The 15,103-nt window shown below is 72.0% G+C and carries 13 protein-coding genes and 1 pseudogene; 4 read left to right on the top strand and 10 right to left on the bottom strand.

Translation table 11 applies throughout. From position 1 onward, the window contains the following. Positions 1-36: 36 nt before the first annotated feature. The gene (locus tag ACIBBD_RS10235) at positions 37-1,062 is read right to left on the bottom strand and encodes an alpha/beta fold hydrolase (protein WP_399419100.1); all 1,026 of its coding nucleotides are present in this window, start codon (positions 1,060-1,062) and stop codon (positions 37-39) included. A gap of 268 nt (positions 1,063-1,330) precedes the next feature. On the opposite strand from ACIBBD_RS10235, the gene ACIBBD_RS10230 reads away from it, so the two are divergent. Then, positions 1,331-1,570 (top strand): hypothetical protein, encoded by a 240-nt coding sequence (locus tag ACIBBD_RS10230; RefSeq protein ID WP_399418878.1) that lies wholly within the window; start codon positions 1,331-1,333, stop codon positions 1,568-1,570. A 230-nt stretch (positions 1,571-1,800) separates the two neighbouring features. Here the strand turns inward: ACIBBD_RS10230 and ACIBBD_RS10225 are convergent, their stop codons facing one another. Beyond that, positions 1,801-2,490 carry a 4'-phosphopantetheinyl transferase gene (locus tag ACIBBD_RS10225; protein ID WP_399418877.1) on the bottom strand — a complete coding sequence of 230 codons (690 nt, stop codon included), beginning with the start codon at positions 2,488-2,490 and terminating at the stop codon, positions 1,801-1,803. Further along, entirely contained in the window at positions 2,487-3,347 is an 861-nt protein-coding gene (locus ACIBBD_RS10220) for a metallophosphoesterase family protein (RefSeq protein ID WP_399418876.1), read from the bottom strand. The genes ACIBBD_RS10225 and ACIBBD_RS10220 overlap by 4 nt, the downstream gene beginning before the upstream one ends. 322 nt (positions 3,348-3,669) lie before the next feature. Here ACIBBD_RS10220 and ACIBBD_RS10215 point away from each other — a divergent pair, with 322 nt between their 5' ends. Continuing rightward, entirely contained in the window at positions 3,670-4,821 is a 1,152-nt protein-coding gene (locus ACIBBD_RS10215; RefSeq protein ID WP_399418875.1) for an ATP-grasp domain-containing protein, read from the top strand. A 388-nt stretch (positions 4,822-5,209) separates the two neighbouring features. Here ACIBBD_RS10215 and ACIBBD_RS10210 read toward each other — a convergent pair. From ACIBBD_RS10210 to ACIBBD_RS10190, 5 genes and pseudogenes are all read right to left on the bottom strand, one after another. Next, positions 5,210-5,413 (bottom strand): annotated as a pseudogene (locus tag ACIBBD_RS10210) (hypothetical protein); the annotation flags it as partial. 41 nt (positions 5,414-5,454) lie between these two features. Further along, positions 5,455-8,526, bottom strand: a complete 3,072-nt coding sequence (locus ACIBBD_RS10205; RefSeq protein ID WP_399418874.1) for an alpha-mannosidase — start codon at positions 8,524-8,526, stop codon at positions 5,455-5,457. A gap of 35 nt (positions 8,527-8,561) precedes the next feature. Next, on the bottom strand, positions 8,562-9,899 hold the full coding sequence (locus tag ACIBBD_RS10200) for a 6-phospho-beta-glucosidase (RefSeq protein WP_399418873.1): 1,338 nt from the start codon (positions 9,897-9,899) through the stop codon (positions 8,562-8,564). Next, positions 9,896-10,702: a DeoR/GlpR family DNA-binding transcription regulator gene (locus ACIBBD_RS10195; RefSeq protein ID WP_399418872.1), complete on the bottom strand. Its 807-nt coding sequence runs from the start codon at positions 10,700-10,702 to the stop codon at positions 9,896-9,898. The genes ACIBBD_RS10200 and ACIBBD_RS10195 overlap by 4 nt, the downstream gene beginning before the upstream one ends. A gap of 484 nt (positions 10,703-11,186) precedes the next feature. Further along, on the bottom strand, positions 11,187-11,810 hold the full coding sequence (locus tag ACIBBD_RS10190) for a TetR/AcrR family transcriptional regulator (protein WP_399418871.1): 624 nt from the start codon (positions 11,808-11,810) through the stop codon (positions 11,187-11,189). A gap of 83 nt (positions 11,811-11,893) precedes the next feature. Here ACIBBD_RS10190 and ACIBBD_RS10185 point away from each other — a divergent pair, with 83 nt between their 5' ends. Together ACIBBD_RS10185 and ACIBBD_RS10180 are read left to right on the top strand one after the other, a co-directional pair. After that, the gene (locus ACIBBD_RS10185) at positions 11,894-12,313 is read left to right on the top strand and encodes a nuclear transport factor 2 family protein (protein ID WP_399418870.1); all 420 of its coding nucleotides are present in this window, start codon (positions 11,894-11,896) and stop codon (positions 12,311-12,313) included. Continuing rightward, positions 12,310-12,807, top strand: a complete 498-nt coding sequence (locus tag ACIBBD_RS10180) for an anthrone oxygenase family protein (RefSeq protein WP_399418869.1) — start codon at positions 12,310-12,312, stop codon at positions 12,805-12,807. Before ACIBBD_RS10185 ends, ACIBBD_RS10180 begins: the two co-directional genes overlap by 4 nt. 319 nt (positions 12,808-13,126) lie before the next feature. Here the strand turns inward: ACIBBD_RS10180 and ACIBBD_RS10175 are convergent, their stop codons facing one another. Both ACIBBD_RS10175 and ACIBBD_RS10170 read right to left on the bottom strand, forming a co-directional pair. Further along, positions 13,127-13,582, bottom strand: a complete 456-nt coding sequence (locus ACIBBD_RS10175; RefSeq protein WP_399418868.1) for a MaoC family dehydratase — start codon at positions 13,580-13,582, stop codon at positions 13,127-13,129. A 14-nt stretch (positions 13,583-13,596) separates the two neighbouring features. Beyond that, a complete protein-coding gene (locus ACIBBD_RS10170; RefSeq protein WP_399418867.1) occupies positions 13,597-15,102 on the bottom strand; it encodes a long-chain fatty acid--CoA ligase in 1,506 nt (501 codons plus the stop codon). Between the last annotated feature and the right edge of the window lies 1 nt (position 15,103).

Below are 15,103 nucleotides of genomic sequence, written 5' to 3'. Positions count from 1 at the left end.
CAAGCTGCGTGATCAGGTGGGTTCGACCCCGGGTCCTCAGGTCGCACTGCGCTCACCGGCCTCCCGGAACTCCCTTCCGCTCTCCGGCCGCTCCGAGCGCCCGCCGGGACGGCCCTCGCGCAGCAGGGCGCGCCAGCGGTCGCGGCTCCAGTCGGCCGGGAGGGTGGTACGGGTGAACTCCTCGACCAGGGCGCGGAAACGGGCGGGGTCGGTGTGGAACGGGAAGTGGCCGGCGCCCTCGAAGATCTCCAGCCGGCTGCCCGGCATCGCCTCGTGCGCCCGGTACGCGTGCCGGACCGGCACCACGCTGTCGCGGTCGCCCCACAGCAGCATGGTCGGCATGCCGGCGGTCAGATAGCAGCGGTCCAGCATGGTCACGACCTGGCCGCGCCAGTCGACCACCGCGCGCAGGGTGCGGATGAAGACATCGCGCGAGGTGTCGTCCGGGAGGGCGTCGACGAGGGTGAGCAGGTCCGGGGCGTCCTGGCCCAGATCGGTGTCCAGCAGCTTCAACAGGCGCACGGCGAGACCCAGTTGCAGACGCATCCCGGGCAGCCGCAGCGCGGACAGCGCGAGGTGGGCGCCGGGCAGCGACACCAGCCGCAGGGCGGGGTTGACCTCGCGGCCCACGCCGCCGGCGCTGACGAGGACGAGCCGCTCGGTGCGTTCGGGGAACTGGTAGGCGAACTGCATGGCCACGCCCCCGCCGAGCGAGTGACCCACCAGGGTCGCCGACTCGATGCCGAGCGTGCTGAGCAGATCGCGCAGGCCGTTGGCGTACGCGGCCACCGAGTAGTCGGCGCGCGGCTTGTCGGAGGCGCCGTGGCCGAGGAGGTCGGGGGCGATGACGGTGTGGGTGCGGGCCAGGTCGGGGATCAGTTCGGCCCAGGTGGCGGAGGAGTCCCCGATGCCGTGGATGAGGACGAGCACCGGCCCGTTCCCCGCCATGCGGAAGGCGCGCCGGTAGCCGTGCACCACGCGGTGGCGCACGTGCGGTTCACCGTCGTCCACCCGGCGCGGCCGCGGGGCGCGCGCCGGGCGGCGCCGCGGGACGTCGGCCACCCGCTCGTCTCCCGTCACCCTGTGTCCCGGCACCCTGCTCCCGTCACCCTGGCGTCGGCCGTCCCCCGAAAGCCCTTCACACCAGCGTAGAGGCCGTTTTCCCCAGGGGATTTCGATGAGGTTTCGCCTCCGCTAAGCGGGCGAACCGACGCTGGGCGAGACCGGATTGTCAGTGGTGGACGGCAAGCTGGGGGGTGCGCCGCCACATGGTGGCGTACGCGCCGTCAGGGCGCGTGGGAGACGACGCCGACGCGGGGAGAGCCGACCGATGCCCACTGCCGTACTGACCGACCGGGAGCGCACCGCCGTCCAGGCCTATCTGCGACTGCTGCACACCGTCCGCGCCGCCTTCGGTGACGACGGCTCCGGCCCGCCGCACGACCGGCAGCCGCCCATGGTCCCACCCGCCGTCCTGGCCGAGGCGGAACAGGCTCTGGCGGCAGCGGGTCTGACGGGGAACGAGGAGGAGTTCTTCCGCCTGCTGCACAGCTGGTGCCCGGAGAGCTGAGGGAGGAGGGAGTGAGGACGGGGGTCGGCGCCACGGGCCGCATGCGCCGCGTGGGCCTCGTCCGCCGCCTACGCCACGTGCACCGTATGGCCCGACGACCCGACGACCCGACGGTCTGACAGCCGGACGCGATGGCGCGGGGCCGCCCCGCGGCGGCAGTCCGGGCGGGCCCGGAGTGGGAGTCCGGGCGGGCCCACCCCGACGGCAGCGCCCCGTGGGGCGTGTCCGGGTCAGGCCCGGGCGACCGTGATCGCTGTGGCCACCAGGCCGCGCTCCACGGTCCAGCGGCCGTCGAAGTGATCGATCCGGCGGCTGCCGACCGCCGGGCCGGGGACGAGGAGCCGGGCGCGGAAGGTGCCCTGCGTCTCGTCCTCGAGTCCGGCGTCGACGTCGATGTCGGCCTCGCTGAAGTCCAGCCACTTACGGGTGAGAGGAAACCACGCCTTGTAGACGGACTCCTTGGCGCTGAACAGCAGCCGGTCCCAGTGCACCCCGGGCCGGTGCGCGGCCAGAGCGCGCAGACGTTCCGCCTCGGCCGGCAGGGCGATGGCGGACAGCACGCCGTCGGGCAACGGCTGGTGGGGCTCGGCGTCGATGCCGAGGGAGGCCAGGTCGGTGGCGCGCACCAGGGCCGCCGCGCCGTAGCCGTCGCAGTGGGTCATGCTGCCGGTCAGGCCGGCCGGCCACTGCGGGGCGCCCCGCTCGCCGGGCAGCACGGCCTGCGGGGCCACGCCCAGCTTCTCCATGGCGCGCCGCGCGCAGCAGCGTACGAGGGTGAACTCGCGGCGACGTTTGGCGACGGCCCGTGCCACGAGCGCCTCCTCCTCCGGGTACAGCGGCCCGTCCCCGAACTCGCGGACGCCCTCCTCGCCGTAGGCCTCCACGGTGACGACCGTCTCCGGCAGCAGTTCCTCGATCACGTGGTGGTGTCCTCCGTCGGCAGGATGCGGCGCAGTCGGCCCGGCGGCTGCGGGCGTTTGCGCCATTCGCGGGGGTAGCCCACCGACACCTCCTCGAAGCGGACCCCCTCGTGCCAGGTGGTCCGAGGGATGTGCAGGTGGCCGTAGACCATGGCCGCGACGCGGAACCGGCGGTGCCAGTCCGCGGTCAGCCGGGTGCCGCACCACATGGCGAACTCGGGGTACCACAGGACGTCCGTGGGGTGCCGGTCCAGCGGGTAGTGGTTGACGAGGACCGTCGGCAGGTCCTCCGGGAGGGCGGCGAGCCGGCGCTCCGTCTCGGCGACCCGCGCCCGGCACCAGTCCTCTCGGGTCGGATAGGGGTCGGGGTGGAGCAGGTACTCGTCGTTGCACACGACCCCGGTCCCGTGCGCGTACGCCAGACCCTCCTCCTTGGTGGTGCAGCCCGTCGGCAGGAAGGAGTAGTCGTACAACAGGAACAACGGGGCGACCGCCACCGGGCCGCCGGGGCCCTCCCACACCGGGTACGGGTCCTCGGGGGTGACCACGCCCAGTTCGCGGCACATCTCGACGAGGTGCTCGTACCGGGCGACCCCCCTGAGGGTGACGGTGTCCTTGGGGTGGGTCCACAGTTCGTGGTTGCCGGGCGCCCAGACGACCTTGCGGAAACGGCTCGCGAGGGTCTTCAGCGTCCAGCCGATGTCGGCCACGCTCTCCGAGACGTCACCGGCCACCAGCAGCCAGTCGTCGTCGGACTCCGGGGCCATGCGCTCGACCAGGGCACGGTTCTCGGGATACCCGATGTGCAGATCGCTGATGGCCAGCAGCTGTCCGGCACCACCGGCCGTCGACGTCACGTCCGCTCCCCCGCTCCCGCTCGGCCCCGCGCGCCCTCCGACGGGCACACCGACGGGCACCACGACAACACATTCACGCGCGCGGGACAAGAACGTCCCCACGTGGCGCCCCCACCCTTTACCCGACCCGCGACCGAGGTGAACATGATCGAAGAATCCGTAACGCGCGCGTTGCACGCGGCACCCCCCGGAAGCCGTATGATCGCCCCAACACCTCCGCTTTGAACGCCCTGTCGCACGGGGCGCTTTGGTGTCCCTCCATCCACCCTGCCCGGGCACGGGCCTGCTCCGCCCTGCCCGCGAACCGTGAAAGGCGGCCCGCATGGTCTCTCGCGTACGCGTCTGGCTCAACCGCACGTACGCGGAGAACGTGTTCTTCATGGATCAGCTCCGCCGAAATCCGAGCGATCGGGCCGTCGAGATCCACGCCACCCACGGGGACGCCGACTCGCCCGTCCTCGCCGCCGCCGACACCGCCGACCTGGAACCGGAGGGCCTGTCCCCGGCCGCGTACGTGGAGTACGCGCTCGACCAGTGCGCGCGCCGCGGCATCGACGTGTTCGTGCCCCGGCTGCACCAGGCGGCGATCGTGGCACACCGCGCCGACTTCGAGGCGGTGGGGACGGCGCTGCTGGCGCCGACGCCCGAGGCCGTCGCCGTCTTCCAGGACAAGGTGATCGCCTACGAGGCCGTCCAGGCGATCGGCGTGCCCGTGCCGCCGTGGTGGCGGGTCCGGACGGCCGACGAACTCCTCGCCGCTGTCGAGGAGTTGGAGGCCGGCGGCCACAAGGCGTGCTTCAAGCCCGCGTCCGGCGCGGGCGGGGTCGGCTTCCGGGTGATCACACGCGCTCCCATCTCCCTCACGCACCTCAACGGCTTCCCCAGCCCGTACGTCCAGCTCGACCTGGTCGTGGAGGCGCTGAAGCAGGCCGACGAGCCGGTGGACTGGATGGTGATGCCGCGCCTGGAGCAGCCCGAGGTGTCGGTGGACTGCCTCACCGGTCCCGACAACCGGGTCCGCCTCGCCGTCGCCCGCACCAAGAATGGCCGGCGCCGGGGCTTCAGTCTCCAGGAGCAGTGGCTGGAGCCGGCCCGTCGGATCGCCGAGGGCTTCGGGCTGCACTACCTGTCCAACATCCAGTTCCGGATGTTCGGCGAGCAGCCGGTCCTGATGGACGTCAACACGCGTCCGGCCGGCGGACTGCACCAGCTGTCCCTCTGCGGGATTAACGCCCCCTGGGCCGCCGTGCAGTTGGCGCTCGGGGAGGACCCCGGGGAGATCGTGCCGCCGTTCCTGGGACAGGACTACACCGTGGTGTCGGGACCGCGTCCGCTGCGGCCGGTGTCGCTTCCGCCGCAGCGGCTCGAGGAGACGGAGACGCTGCTGCCGGCGGTACCCGCCCAGGCCGACTCCGTCGAAGCCCCGTCCGGGGCTTCGGCGACGGCCACGGCGGCCGAGGCGTTGCCGCTGTAGGGCCCGGCTGCCACTGCCCGTCCGAGCCTGTCGGCAGGAAGACTCCCCCGGAGCAGAATCCGGGGGATTTTTTTTCGTACGGGGTGTATCAGGGGCCGGGGTGCGTGCTCTTAAGGGTGTAACACCGAAGGCCCACGGAGGAGACCGGGGGATCTACGGGGGATCACGGGGGACCTCCGTGGGAGCGGTGTCCGCACCAGGGAACCAACGGGGGGAAACGGGGATCGACGGGGGATCCCCGGGGGAACGGGGGATCGGGTCGGTCGGCCGCTGTCACGGGGAGCGACCGGCCGGCCCGAAGCGTGCCGTCCGCGGCGGTTGCGGCGGGCGGGAGCCGGGGGGCGGCGGAGAGCGTGCCGGGCCCGCGGTGGGTCCCGGCCGGGAGCCCGGCGACGCCGTCGTGGTGGCGGCTGGTGAGGACGGCGTACCCCTGCCCGCGCGGGCGACCGGCGCCGCCCACGCGGGGGTCGTAGCGGGGCGCCGTGAAGCGGTCGAGCTGCGACGGGTACCGGTCGTGGGGGACGCTGTCGTCGCAGAACGACCGGGACGCCTGGACGCCGTCGACGGCGTGGGTGCACGTTGGGCCGAAGATCCCCTACTTGGCGTCGGTGAACCAGGGGCGCACGGGCACGGTCAGCCCGCCTCGGCGCGCTTCAGGCGCAGGGTGAGGACCTGGAAGGGGCGCAGCGCGACGAGGACCGCGCCGTCACCGTCGAGGTCGACGTCCGTGTCGTCCAGCGGCCGCTCCAGCAGGTCGGTGACCTGGGCGCCGGCGAGCGGGAACCCGGTGCGCAGCACGCCCCGGGCGCGGCCGCCGCGGCACTCGTAGAGCCGCACCACCACATCGCCCGACGCGTCGTCGGCGAGCTTCACCGCCTCCACGGTGACACCCTCGCCGGCCACGGAGACCACCGGCGCGGGCGCGCCCGCCGCCTCCGCCACGCGCAGCGGGAGGTTGAGGGAGTAGCCCTCGGCGACCGCGTCCGCGATGCTCGCGCCGGGCAGGAGCGCGTAGGTGAAGCGGTGGCGGCCCTGGTCGGCCTCGGGGTCCGGGATGCGCGGGGCGCGGACCAGGCTGAGGCGGACCGTGGTGGTGGTGCCGCCGTCCTCACGGACCGTGCGGGAGACGTCGTGGCCGTACGTCGAGTCGTTGATGACGGCGACGCCGTACCCGGGTTCGCCGACGTGCACCCAGCGGTGGCCGGAGACCTCGAAGCGGGCCGCCTCCCAGCTGGTGTTGGTGTGGGTGGGGCGCTGGACGTGGCCGAACTGGATCTCGGCGGAGGAGTGCGGGGCGCGGACGTCCACCGGGAAGGCCGCCTTGAGGATCTTCTCCGTCTCGTGCCAGTCGATGTCGGTCTCGATGTCGATACGGGGGCTGCCCGCGCGGACCGTGATCGTCTGGGTGATGGTCGAGCCCTTGCCGAAGGTGCGGATGACGCGGATCGCGCCGACGAGGGGGTCCTCCTCGACGACGGTCACCGAGTCCGCTTCCAGCAGGTCCGTGGAGCGGTTCCTGTAGTGCTTGTCGATGTCCCAGGCGTCCCAGTGGTTCGGGAGGTCGGTGTGCAGGCGCAGCAGGTTGCCGCGGCCGGCGAGGACTTCGCGGTCGGCCCGCAGGTCGTGTACGGACGACAGTGTGCCGTCGTCCGCCACCTGTACCCGCACCAGGCCGTTGTCGAGGACGCGGCCGGCCGGTGTCGCGCCGACCGTGACCGGCTGCGGCGGCTCGGCGTCGGTGAGGGGCGCGTTGCCGTTCGCGGGCACCGCCACGTACACCGGTGCGCCCTCGGCCGTACGGACCACCTCGGCACGGTCGTACGGGCTCGTGTTGAACACCCGCGGTCCGCCGTCGCCCAGGGCGGTGACCGCCTCGGCCGTCAGCGCCTCCAACTCCCGTGCGACGCGCGCGTATTCGTCCTCCGCCTCACGGTGCACCCAGGCGATCGACGATCCCGGCAGGATGTCGTGGAACTGGTGGAGCAGCACCGTCTTCCACAGGCGGTCCAGCGTCTCGTACGGGTAGGCGTAGCCCGGCGCGTGCAGGGCCGCCGTCGTCGCCCACAGCTCGGCCTCGCGCAGCAGGTGCTCGCTGCGCCGGTTGCCCTGCTTGGTGCGGGCCTGCGAGGTGTAGGTGGCGCGGTGCAGCTCCAGGTACAGCTCGCCGTTCCAGACCGGGGCGTCCGGGTACTCCTCGCGGGCCTTGGCGAAGAAGTCGTCGGGGTGTTCGACGACGACCTTGGGCGAGCCCTCCAGGTCGGCGAGCCGGCGCGCGCGTTCCATGATCTCGCGGGTGGGGCCGCCGCCGCCGTCGCCCCAGCCGAAGGGCGCGAGGGAGCGCGTACCGGCACCCTTCTCGGAGTAGTTGCGCACCGCGCGGTCCATCTCCTCCCCGCTGAAGCGGGCGTTGTAGGTGTCGACCGGCGGGAAGTGGGTGAAGATGCGGGTGCCGTCGATGCCCTCCCACCAGAAGGTGTGGTGGGGGAACTTGTTCGTCTGGTTCCAGGAGATCTTCTGGGTGAGGAACCACTCGTTTCCGGCGAGCTTGGCGAGCTGCGGGTAGGCGGCGGTGTAGCCGAAGGAGTCCGGCAGCCAGACGCCCTTGGTCTCGATGCCGAAGTGCTCGATGAAGAACCGCTTGCCGTGGACGAGCTGGCGGGCGATGGCCTCGCCGCCGGGCAGGTTGCCGTCGGCCTCGACCCACATGCCGCCGACCGGCGCCCACTGGCCCCTCTTCACCGACTCCTGGATGCGCGCCCACACGTGCGGGTAGTGGTCGCGCACCCATGCGTACTGCTGGGCCTGGGAGCAGGCGAAGATGAAGTCGTCGTACTCGTCGGCGAGCGAGGTGACGTTGGAGAAGGTGCGGGACGTCTTGCGCTTGGTCTCGCGGATGGGCCACAGCCAGGCGGAGTCGATGTGGGCGTGCCCGACGCCGGAGATGGTGTGGGCGCTGGCGTGGGCGGGCTTGGCCAGGACGGGGGCGAGGACCTCGCGGACGGCGGGGGCGCTGCCGGAGACGTCGTCCAGGTCGAGGGCGTCCATGGCCCGGTCCAGGGCGTGCAGGATCTCGTGGCGGCGCGGTTCGTGCTCACCGAGGTGGACCATGAGCCCGCGCAGGACCTGAAGGTCCAGGTCGAGGTGCCAGACCTCCTCGTCGAGGACGGCGATGTCGGCGCGACGGAAGGTGTACAGGGGACGGTCGCCTGCCGTCCGTACGTCGCCGAGCGGGGTCGGCGCGGCGAAGCCGTCGGCGAGGATGTCGGGGTTCGAGGCCGCCTCGACCAGGTAGTCGATCTGCTCCCCGCCGCTCGCCGGATTGCCGATCGGCACGTACTGGTTGAGCGGGTTGACCGCCTTCAGCGGCCGGCCGTCGGGCAGGTGGACCAGTGCCTCGGCCTGGTTGCCCGGCCAGCCGCCGACGAAGCCGAGGTCGATGACCGCCTCCACCCGCTTCCCGGCCCACTCGGCGGGCACCCGGCCGCGCATCCGGAACCAGGTGGTGCCCCAGGGCGGACCCCACGGGGTGTCCATCGCGAAGGGCTCGTACCGCGCGGCCGCGGCCTCCTCGAAGGAGACCGGCTCCCCCGGCGCCTGCCATGCCTCGACCTCGAAGGGAACGGTGGCCGCGTAGATCGCGGGCTGGATGCGCTGGGTGTGGGCGCGCTCGACGCGCTCCTCGATCCGGCGGCGTTCGTCGTGCATGAGGGGTCTCCAGGGAGGAAGCGGAGGGAAAGCGCTTACACAAGGTAGCCGAGGCCAGGATGCACGGCGGTGTAGCCCTCGACCAGTCGCCGGGCGATGTTGACCGAGTCGACCAGCGGGTGCAGCGCGAAAGCCTTCACGGCGGTGGCCCGCGAGCCGGACGCGGCGGCGGCCAGCACCTCCCGCTCGACCGCCTTCACCGAGCAGACCAGGCCGGTGGCGTGGCCGGGGAGCGGGGCCACGGCCACCGGGTGCGCGCCGTTGGCGTCGACCAGGCAGGGCACCTCGATGACCGCCTCGGTGTCGAGCACCGCGAGCGTGCCCTTGTTGCGGACGTTCAGGATCAGGGTCGTGCGTTCGTCGCGGGCGATGGCCCGCATCAGGGCCAGGGCCACCTTCTCGTAGCCGCCGGAGAGGTCGTCGGCGTCGCGTTCGCCGGCGCCGGCCGTCTCCCGGTTCTCCGCCATGTAGGTGGCCTCACGCTCGGCACGGGTGCGGTCCCAGGCGGTCAGCGCCGCCGCGCCGGGGTCGCGCATCTCCTCGTAGAAGCGGGCCTGCTGGTCGCGCAGGAAGGCGCCGCGGGTCTTCTCGGCCTGCTGGTAGGCACGGACGGCCTCGCGGTTGAAGTAGTAGTAGTGCAGGTACTCGTTGGGGATCGCGCCGAGCGAGCGCAGCCAGTCGACGCCGAAGAGCTTGCCCTCCTCGAAGGAGCCGAGCAGGTCGGGGTCGGCGAGCAGCCGCGGCAGTTCGTCGCGGCCGGCCACGCGCAGACCGCGCACCCAGCCGAGGTGGTTGAGGCCTACGTAGTCGATGAAGGCCTCGCGCGGGTCCGCGCCCAGCACGCGGGCGATACGGCGGCCGAGGCCGACCGGCGAGTCGCAGATGCCGATGACACGGTCGCCGAGGTGGCGGGACATGGCCTCGGTGACGAGGCCGGCCGGGTTGGTGAAGTTGATGACCCAGGCGTCGGGGGCGAGGCGGGCGACGCGTCGCGCGATGTCGACGGCGACCGGGACCGTCCGCAGGCCGTAGGCGATGCCGCCCGCGCCGACCGTCTCCTGGCCGAGGACCCCCTCCGCGAGAGCCACCCGTTCGTCGTCGGCGCGGCCCTGGAGGCCGCCGACGCGGATCGCGGAGAAGACGAAGTCGGCGCCGCGCAGGGCCTCGTCGAGGTCGGTGGTGGTGGTCACCCGGGGGGCGTCGGGCACGTCGGCCGCCTGTTCGGCCAGCACACGGGAGACCGCGTGCAGTCGACCGGCGTCCAGATCGTGCAGGACGACGTCGGTGACCCGCCCCTCGGCGCGGTCCGTCAGGAGCGCGCCGTACACGAGCGGCACCCGGAACCCGCCGCCGCCCAGAATCGTCAGTTTCACGCTTGCACCTCTCCTGCCAGGACCACGTCGACGCCCGCCTCCTCCGGGCGGGCGCGGGTCGCCGCGTACACCGGCGCGTCGGTCACCACCACGCCCAGGTCCTCGGGACCCCAGACCCTCACCCTGTCCGTACCCGGGAACCTCGCCCTGTCCGCCGGCAGGACGACCTTGTCGCTCGCCTTGATCATGGCGCGCTCGACCGGCACCTCGGCGACCGTCGTGTCCGGCACCTGCCCGCCGGGCCGCACCGCGCTGGTGCCGAGGAAGAGCCAGTCGGCGTGCAGCCGGCGCGGGGTGTCCTCGGTGAGGAAGCCGATCAGGGAGCGGTTCTCGCGGCGGGCCATGCCGCCGAGCGGCACCCGGTCGATGCTCCCGTCGCCGGCGACGTCCTCGTGGACCACCAGGTTGCCGGTGATCGCGGTGAGGCGGCGGCCGTGGAGCCGGCGGGCGAGCCGGTGGGGGCCAGCGCGTCCGCCGTGCCCTGGGCGGACGGGCGGCGCCGGCCTGGTGGTACCGACGTCGAGCAGCGCCGACTGTCCGTCCGCGATCATCGCCGCCGCGTGCGCCGCCATGGCGTCCTTCTCCGGCACGCGCACCTCGGTGACCTCGGCGAAGGGCTGGTCGCCCTCCTCGACGGCGCCGCCGTGGATCCGCGTGAGCGGGCCCTCCTCGAGTCGGACCAGGTCCCGCCGGACGGTGGCGGGACTCACGCCGCCCAGTTGCTCCGAGAGGTCGGTCACGGACGCGGGGCCGCCGGAGCGCAGCGCGCTCAGGATGCGTTGCTGTCGTCGTTCTGCCAGCACGTCGTGAACACTACTCGTAGCCTTCGATCAGGCTCCTGCTCACTTCTGCTCGAAATCGGCAGTCCAGACCGCACCGGCCGGGGCCCGGGTCTGCTGGGAGAACGCGCACTTCGTCGTGGCTGTGTACGGACTGGACGTGTACGGACTGGACGTGTAGGGACTGGACGTGGTGGTCGCCGACGAGACGGAGGAGCCGGGGGTCTCACCGCCGTGACACCGGTCGGCCGCCGGGACGGCCCGGGCGGTCGCCCCGCCCGGGGGAACGCGTCCCCGAACAGGCCCCTCCGCCACCCGGAAGGGCTCTCGGCACGGGATGGTGTCCGACGAGAACTCCGACGTCGGGCACGCCCCCACGGTGCCACGCTGGAGCATGAGGAGATTTTCGCGGTCCGCGCCGAGAACCCCCGCCAGCCGATCGACGCTGTGGTCGCCTTCGGGTCCGGCCGCCCCACACCCTGCGCGCTCTCCGGGCGGACGGAGCCGCCTACGACTGCGAGTTCCTCGGCCTGACCGTCAGGAGGGCGAGCGTACCGGCCCGTAGCCATGTTGCCGCCTCTTCCACTGACATGCGGTCCGCCCTGACTTCGTCGCCTGCCGCGTGGCCGAGAGCGGTGACCGCGGCCACCAGCCAGGTGGCCGGCGGTGCGGGGTCGAACTCGCCCGACGCCTGCCCCTTCTCGATCAGCCGGGTGAGCCGGGCCGCGACGGGCTCATGCCGGGCCCGGTCGGCGTCGGAGCCGGCGCCCGTACCCCCGAGCCGGAGGAGCACCGGATTGCGTTCGAACAGCCGCCAGCCGATGTCCTGCAGCCGCAGCAGCGCGTCCAGGGCGGAACCACTCTTGTCTTCCGCCTCGTCCATCGCGGCCATGGCTTGGTCCGTGATCCGGCCGGCGACAGCGTCCAGCAGCGCGTCACGGCTGCCGAAGTGCGCGTACACGGTCTGGCGGGTGACGTCGGCCGCGGCCGCGATGGCGGCCATACCGGCATCGGGTCGCTCGGCCAGCAGGCGGACCGCGGCGTCCAGCACCGCGGCCCTGCTGCGCTCCGCGTCGGCGCGACGACGGGGCCGAACCCGCGGCGAGTCGCCCGGGGTCTCGAAAGCAGTCAAGTCTTACACCCTTGTCAGAACTAAGAGTCCACTATATCTTACAGGCATGTAAGAGATCGTCACCGGGGGGTAGCCCCGCACGCATGGCGAGGAGCATGGTGAAACCGCTGCGCACGAAGCCTCCCGAGCAGTTCATCGCCGACTTCTTCACGAGCTTCACCAACGCCGTGGTCCATGGCTCGGAAGACGCCTCTGACGTGATGTCCAGGTACTGCACCCGCGACGTCGTTCAAGTCGCCGACGGCATCCCCCTCGACTGGGACCACCTCGTCGCTCACCTCCGCCCGGTGCGCAAGAACCTGCGCGCGTTCCGGTTCGAGGTGCACGAGGCCCTCGCGGACGGAGACCGCATCGCGACGCGCTTCACGATCCACGCCCGGATGCGCAAGGGCGGAGCGATGTCCACACGAGTCCACATGTTCGCGGAGTTCACCCCTGACGGCTTGTTGCGACGAGCCGAGCAGCTCACGCGAGCCGTCACCGAAGCCGGCACGAGGAAGTGATCCGCCTGCGCGTCCGACTCGTCCAGGGCCTCGCCCTGCTGTCCACCGGCGCCCTCTCCGGCGCATTCGGCTACGGAGCGGCCAACCTCGTCCCCACCTTCAACGCCGTACCGCTCGACATGAGGCTGTCCTTCCACGCCCAGTTGATGCAGATGAACGGCATCACCATGCAAGGTGCCATGGGCGTGTCGACGCTCAGCGCCCTCGTGCTTGCCGCGATGACGCGTGGCGCCTCACGGCGGCTGGCCGCAGGTGCGGGGCTCCTCTCACTGGCATCCTTCCTGATCACCCGTCTGGGCAACGTCCCGATCAACGGCCGCATCAAGCAGTGGGCGGCCACCTCGGCGCCCGCGGATCACGCCGGGATCCTGGCTCGCTGGGAGGCGTTCAACTACGCCCGCACGGGTGCCGCGTTCATGGCCTTCGCGCTGCTGATCCTTCTCTCCCTGCGCGGTGTCGATGCCGGTCGGTCGACAGGCGACCGCCGCCCGTAGCGGGACTTTCAGGTCGCTCACGGAAGGTGGGCCAGGACCTCGAAGAAGCAGACATCACCAGCAGGGTCCGGTCGGTGGGCCGCAGGGCTGTCAGGTGAGACATCTGCTTCCACGCGAACCCGTCCTGGTGGACGTCGTCCGCTGAAGCGCGCCCCGAAGGGGCGCGGGGAACCGCGCGACGAGCCACGACGGTCGCGGGGTTCCCCACCGCATCAGCCCTTGGAGCTCCGAACAAAAGGGGCGCCCGGCTCGCGACGCCTGGTGCGTGCGATCGGACTCCCCTGTTGTTCGGAGCTCTTACAGGGCCGCGGACGTCACCTCACGCGTAGAACCGCGACAGGCTCTGCAGCACCGCCGCCGGCTTGGCCCCGCCCTCGATCTCGATCGTGCCGTCGACGGTGATCTGCACCCCGCCCGGCACCTCCTCGACCTCGGCGAGCCGGCCGACCAGGCGGATCCGGGAACCGACCTTCACCGGGGAGGGGAAACGCACCTTGTTCAGCCCGTAGTTGACCTTCGTGGTGACGCCCTGGACGTCCAGCAGCTCCGTGAACAGCGGAATGAACAGGGACAGCGTGAGATAGCCGTGGGCGATGGGGGCACCGAAGGGACCGTGCTCGGCCCGCTCGGGGTCGACGTGGATCCACTGGTGGTCCCCGGTCGCGTCGGCGAAGGTGTCGATGCGCTCCTGGGTGACCTCGATCCACTCACTGGCGCCGAGATCGCTTCCGGCCAGCTTCTTCAGCTCGTCGAGGCCGTTCACCGTGATGCTCATATGACGTTCCTTGGCTAGGAGTTGGTACCGAAGCGCTGGCGCACCCGGGCTTTGAGCAGTTTTCCGGAGGCGGTGCGCGGCAGTTCGTCCGCGATGACCACCGACTTGGGGATCTTGTACTTGGCCAGCTGCCCGGCCAGGGTGGCCAGCACCTCGTCGGGATCCAGCGCAGCGCCCTCGCGGGGTACGACGACCGCGCGCGGCACCTCGCCCCACTTGTCGTCGGGCACGCCGATGACCGCGCACTCGACGATGTCGGGGTGGGCGAGCAGCAGGTCCTCGATCTCGGCGGGGTAGACGTTCTCCCCACCGGAGATGATCATGTCCTTCATACGGTCGACGATGTACACGTAACCGTCTTCGTCGACCCGGGCCGCGTCCCCGCTGCGGAACCAGCCGTCGGCGAAGGAGGCGGCCGTCTCCTCGGGCAGCCCCCAGTAGCCCGGCATGACGTGCGGGCCGCGTACGACCACCTCGCCGGTCTCCCCGGGCCCGACCGGTGCCAGGTCCGGACCCACGACCCGGACGTCGCTGAAGAAGTGCGGCACGCCGGCGGAGCCGGCCTTGCCGGTGGCGTGTTCGGCGTCCAGGAACAGGGTCCCGGGGGCGGCCTCGGTCATGCCGTAGCCCTGTAGGAAGGTGAGGCCGCGTTCCTGGTACGCCGCGATCAGCGGGGTGGGGACGGGGGAGCCGCCGCAGGTGAGGATGCGCAGGGAGGACAGGTCGGCCTCCGGCCAGCGCGGGTGGCGGGCGATCTGGTCGAACATCGTCGGCACCCCGAACATGAAGGTGATGCGGTGCCGTTCGACCAGGTCGAAGGTGGCCTCCGGATCGAAGGCCTCGACCAGGACGCAGGTGCCGCCCTTCAGCAGCACCGGCAGCGTCAGCATGTTCAGACCCGCCGTGTGGAACAACGGGGCGCAGACCAGGGCGCGTTCGTCGGCGATCAGGTCGGTGTCGACGAGGACGTTGACCGCGTTCCAGATGAGGTTGCCGTGGGTGAGCATGGCGCCCTTGGGCCGGCCGGTCGTGCCCGAGGTGTACATGATGATGCAGGTGTCGTCGGCGCCGACCGGTTCGTCGATCGGCTCGTCCCCCGCCGCTGAGAGCGCTTCCTCGTACTCGGCACCGACCTCGACGTACGTCCGCACGTCGGTGCTGCCTGGCAGACCGGCGACCAGGCCGGCGTGCGAGGGGCCGTAGACCAGGACCTTGGCGCCGGAGTCGGCGAGCTGGTAGGCGATCTCGGGGCCGGCGAGGCGGGTGTTGAGCGGGACGAAGACCGCGCCGAGGATGCCGGCGGCGAACAGGGTCTCCAGGTAGGAGGGGTGGTTGGGACCGAGATAGGCGATGCGGTCGCCGCGGCGGACGCCGCGGGCGCGCAGGGCGTGCGCCAGTCGCGTGGTCCGTGTGTGCAGTGTGCGGTAGTCGGTGGACCGCCCACCGTGGACCAGGGCGGTGCGGTGCGGGGTCTTGCGGGCCCGGCGTGCGGGCCAGGACCCCAGTCCCTCATTGCGCATC

This window comes from Streptomyces sp. NPDC051315, assembly GCF_044455165.1.
In the GTDB taxonomy this organism is placed as follows: domain Bacteria; phylum Actinomycetota; class Actinomycetes; order Streptomycetales; family Streptomycetaceae; genus Streptomyces.
This window is presented reverse-complemented; position numbering and strand designations above follow the sequence as displayed.

Bases quoted from the DNA above. Each gene is read 5' to 3' on its own strand.
- ACIBBD_RS10230 (WP_399418878.1), top strand. From the start codon at position 1,331: ATGCCCACTGCCGTACTGACCGACCGGGAGCGCACCGCCGTCCAGGCC.
- ACIBBD_RS10215 (WP_399418875.1), top strand. From the start codon at position 3,670: ATGGTCTCTCGCGTACGCGTCTGGCTCAACCGCACGTACGCGGAGAAC.
- ACIBBD_RS10205 (WP_399418874.1), bottom strand. From the start codon at position 8,526: ATGCACGACGAACGCCGCCGGATCGAGGAGCGCGTCGAGCGCGCCCAC.
- ACIBBD_RS10185 (WP_399418870.1), top strand. From the start codon at position 11,894: ATGGCGAGGAGCATGGTGAAACCGCTGCGCACGAAGCCTCCCGAGCAG.
- ACIBBD_RS10175 (WP_399418868.1), bottom strand. From the start codon at position 13,582: ATGAGCATCACGGTGAACGGCCTCGACGAGCTGAAGAAGCTGGCCGGA.
- ACIBBD_RS10170 (WP_399418867.1), bottom strand. From the start codon at position 15,102: ATGCGCAATGAGGGACTGGGGTCCTGGCCCGCACGCCGGGCCCGCAAG.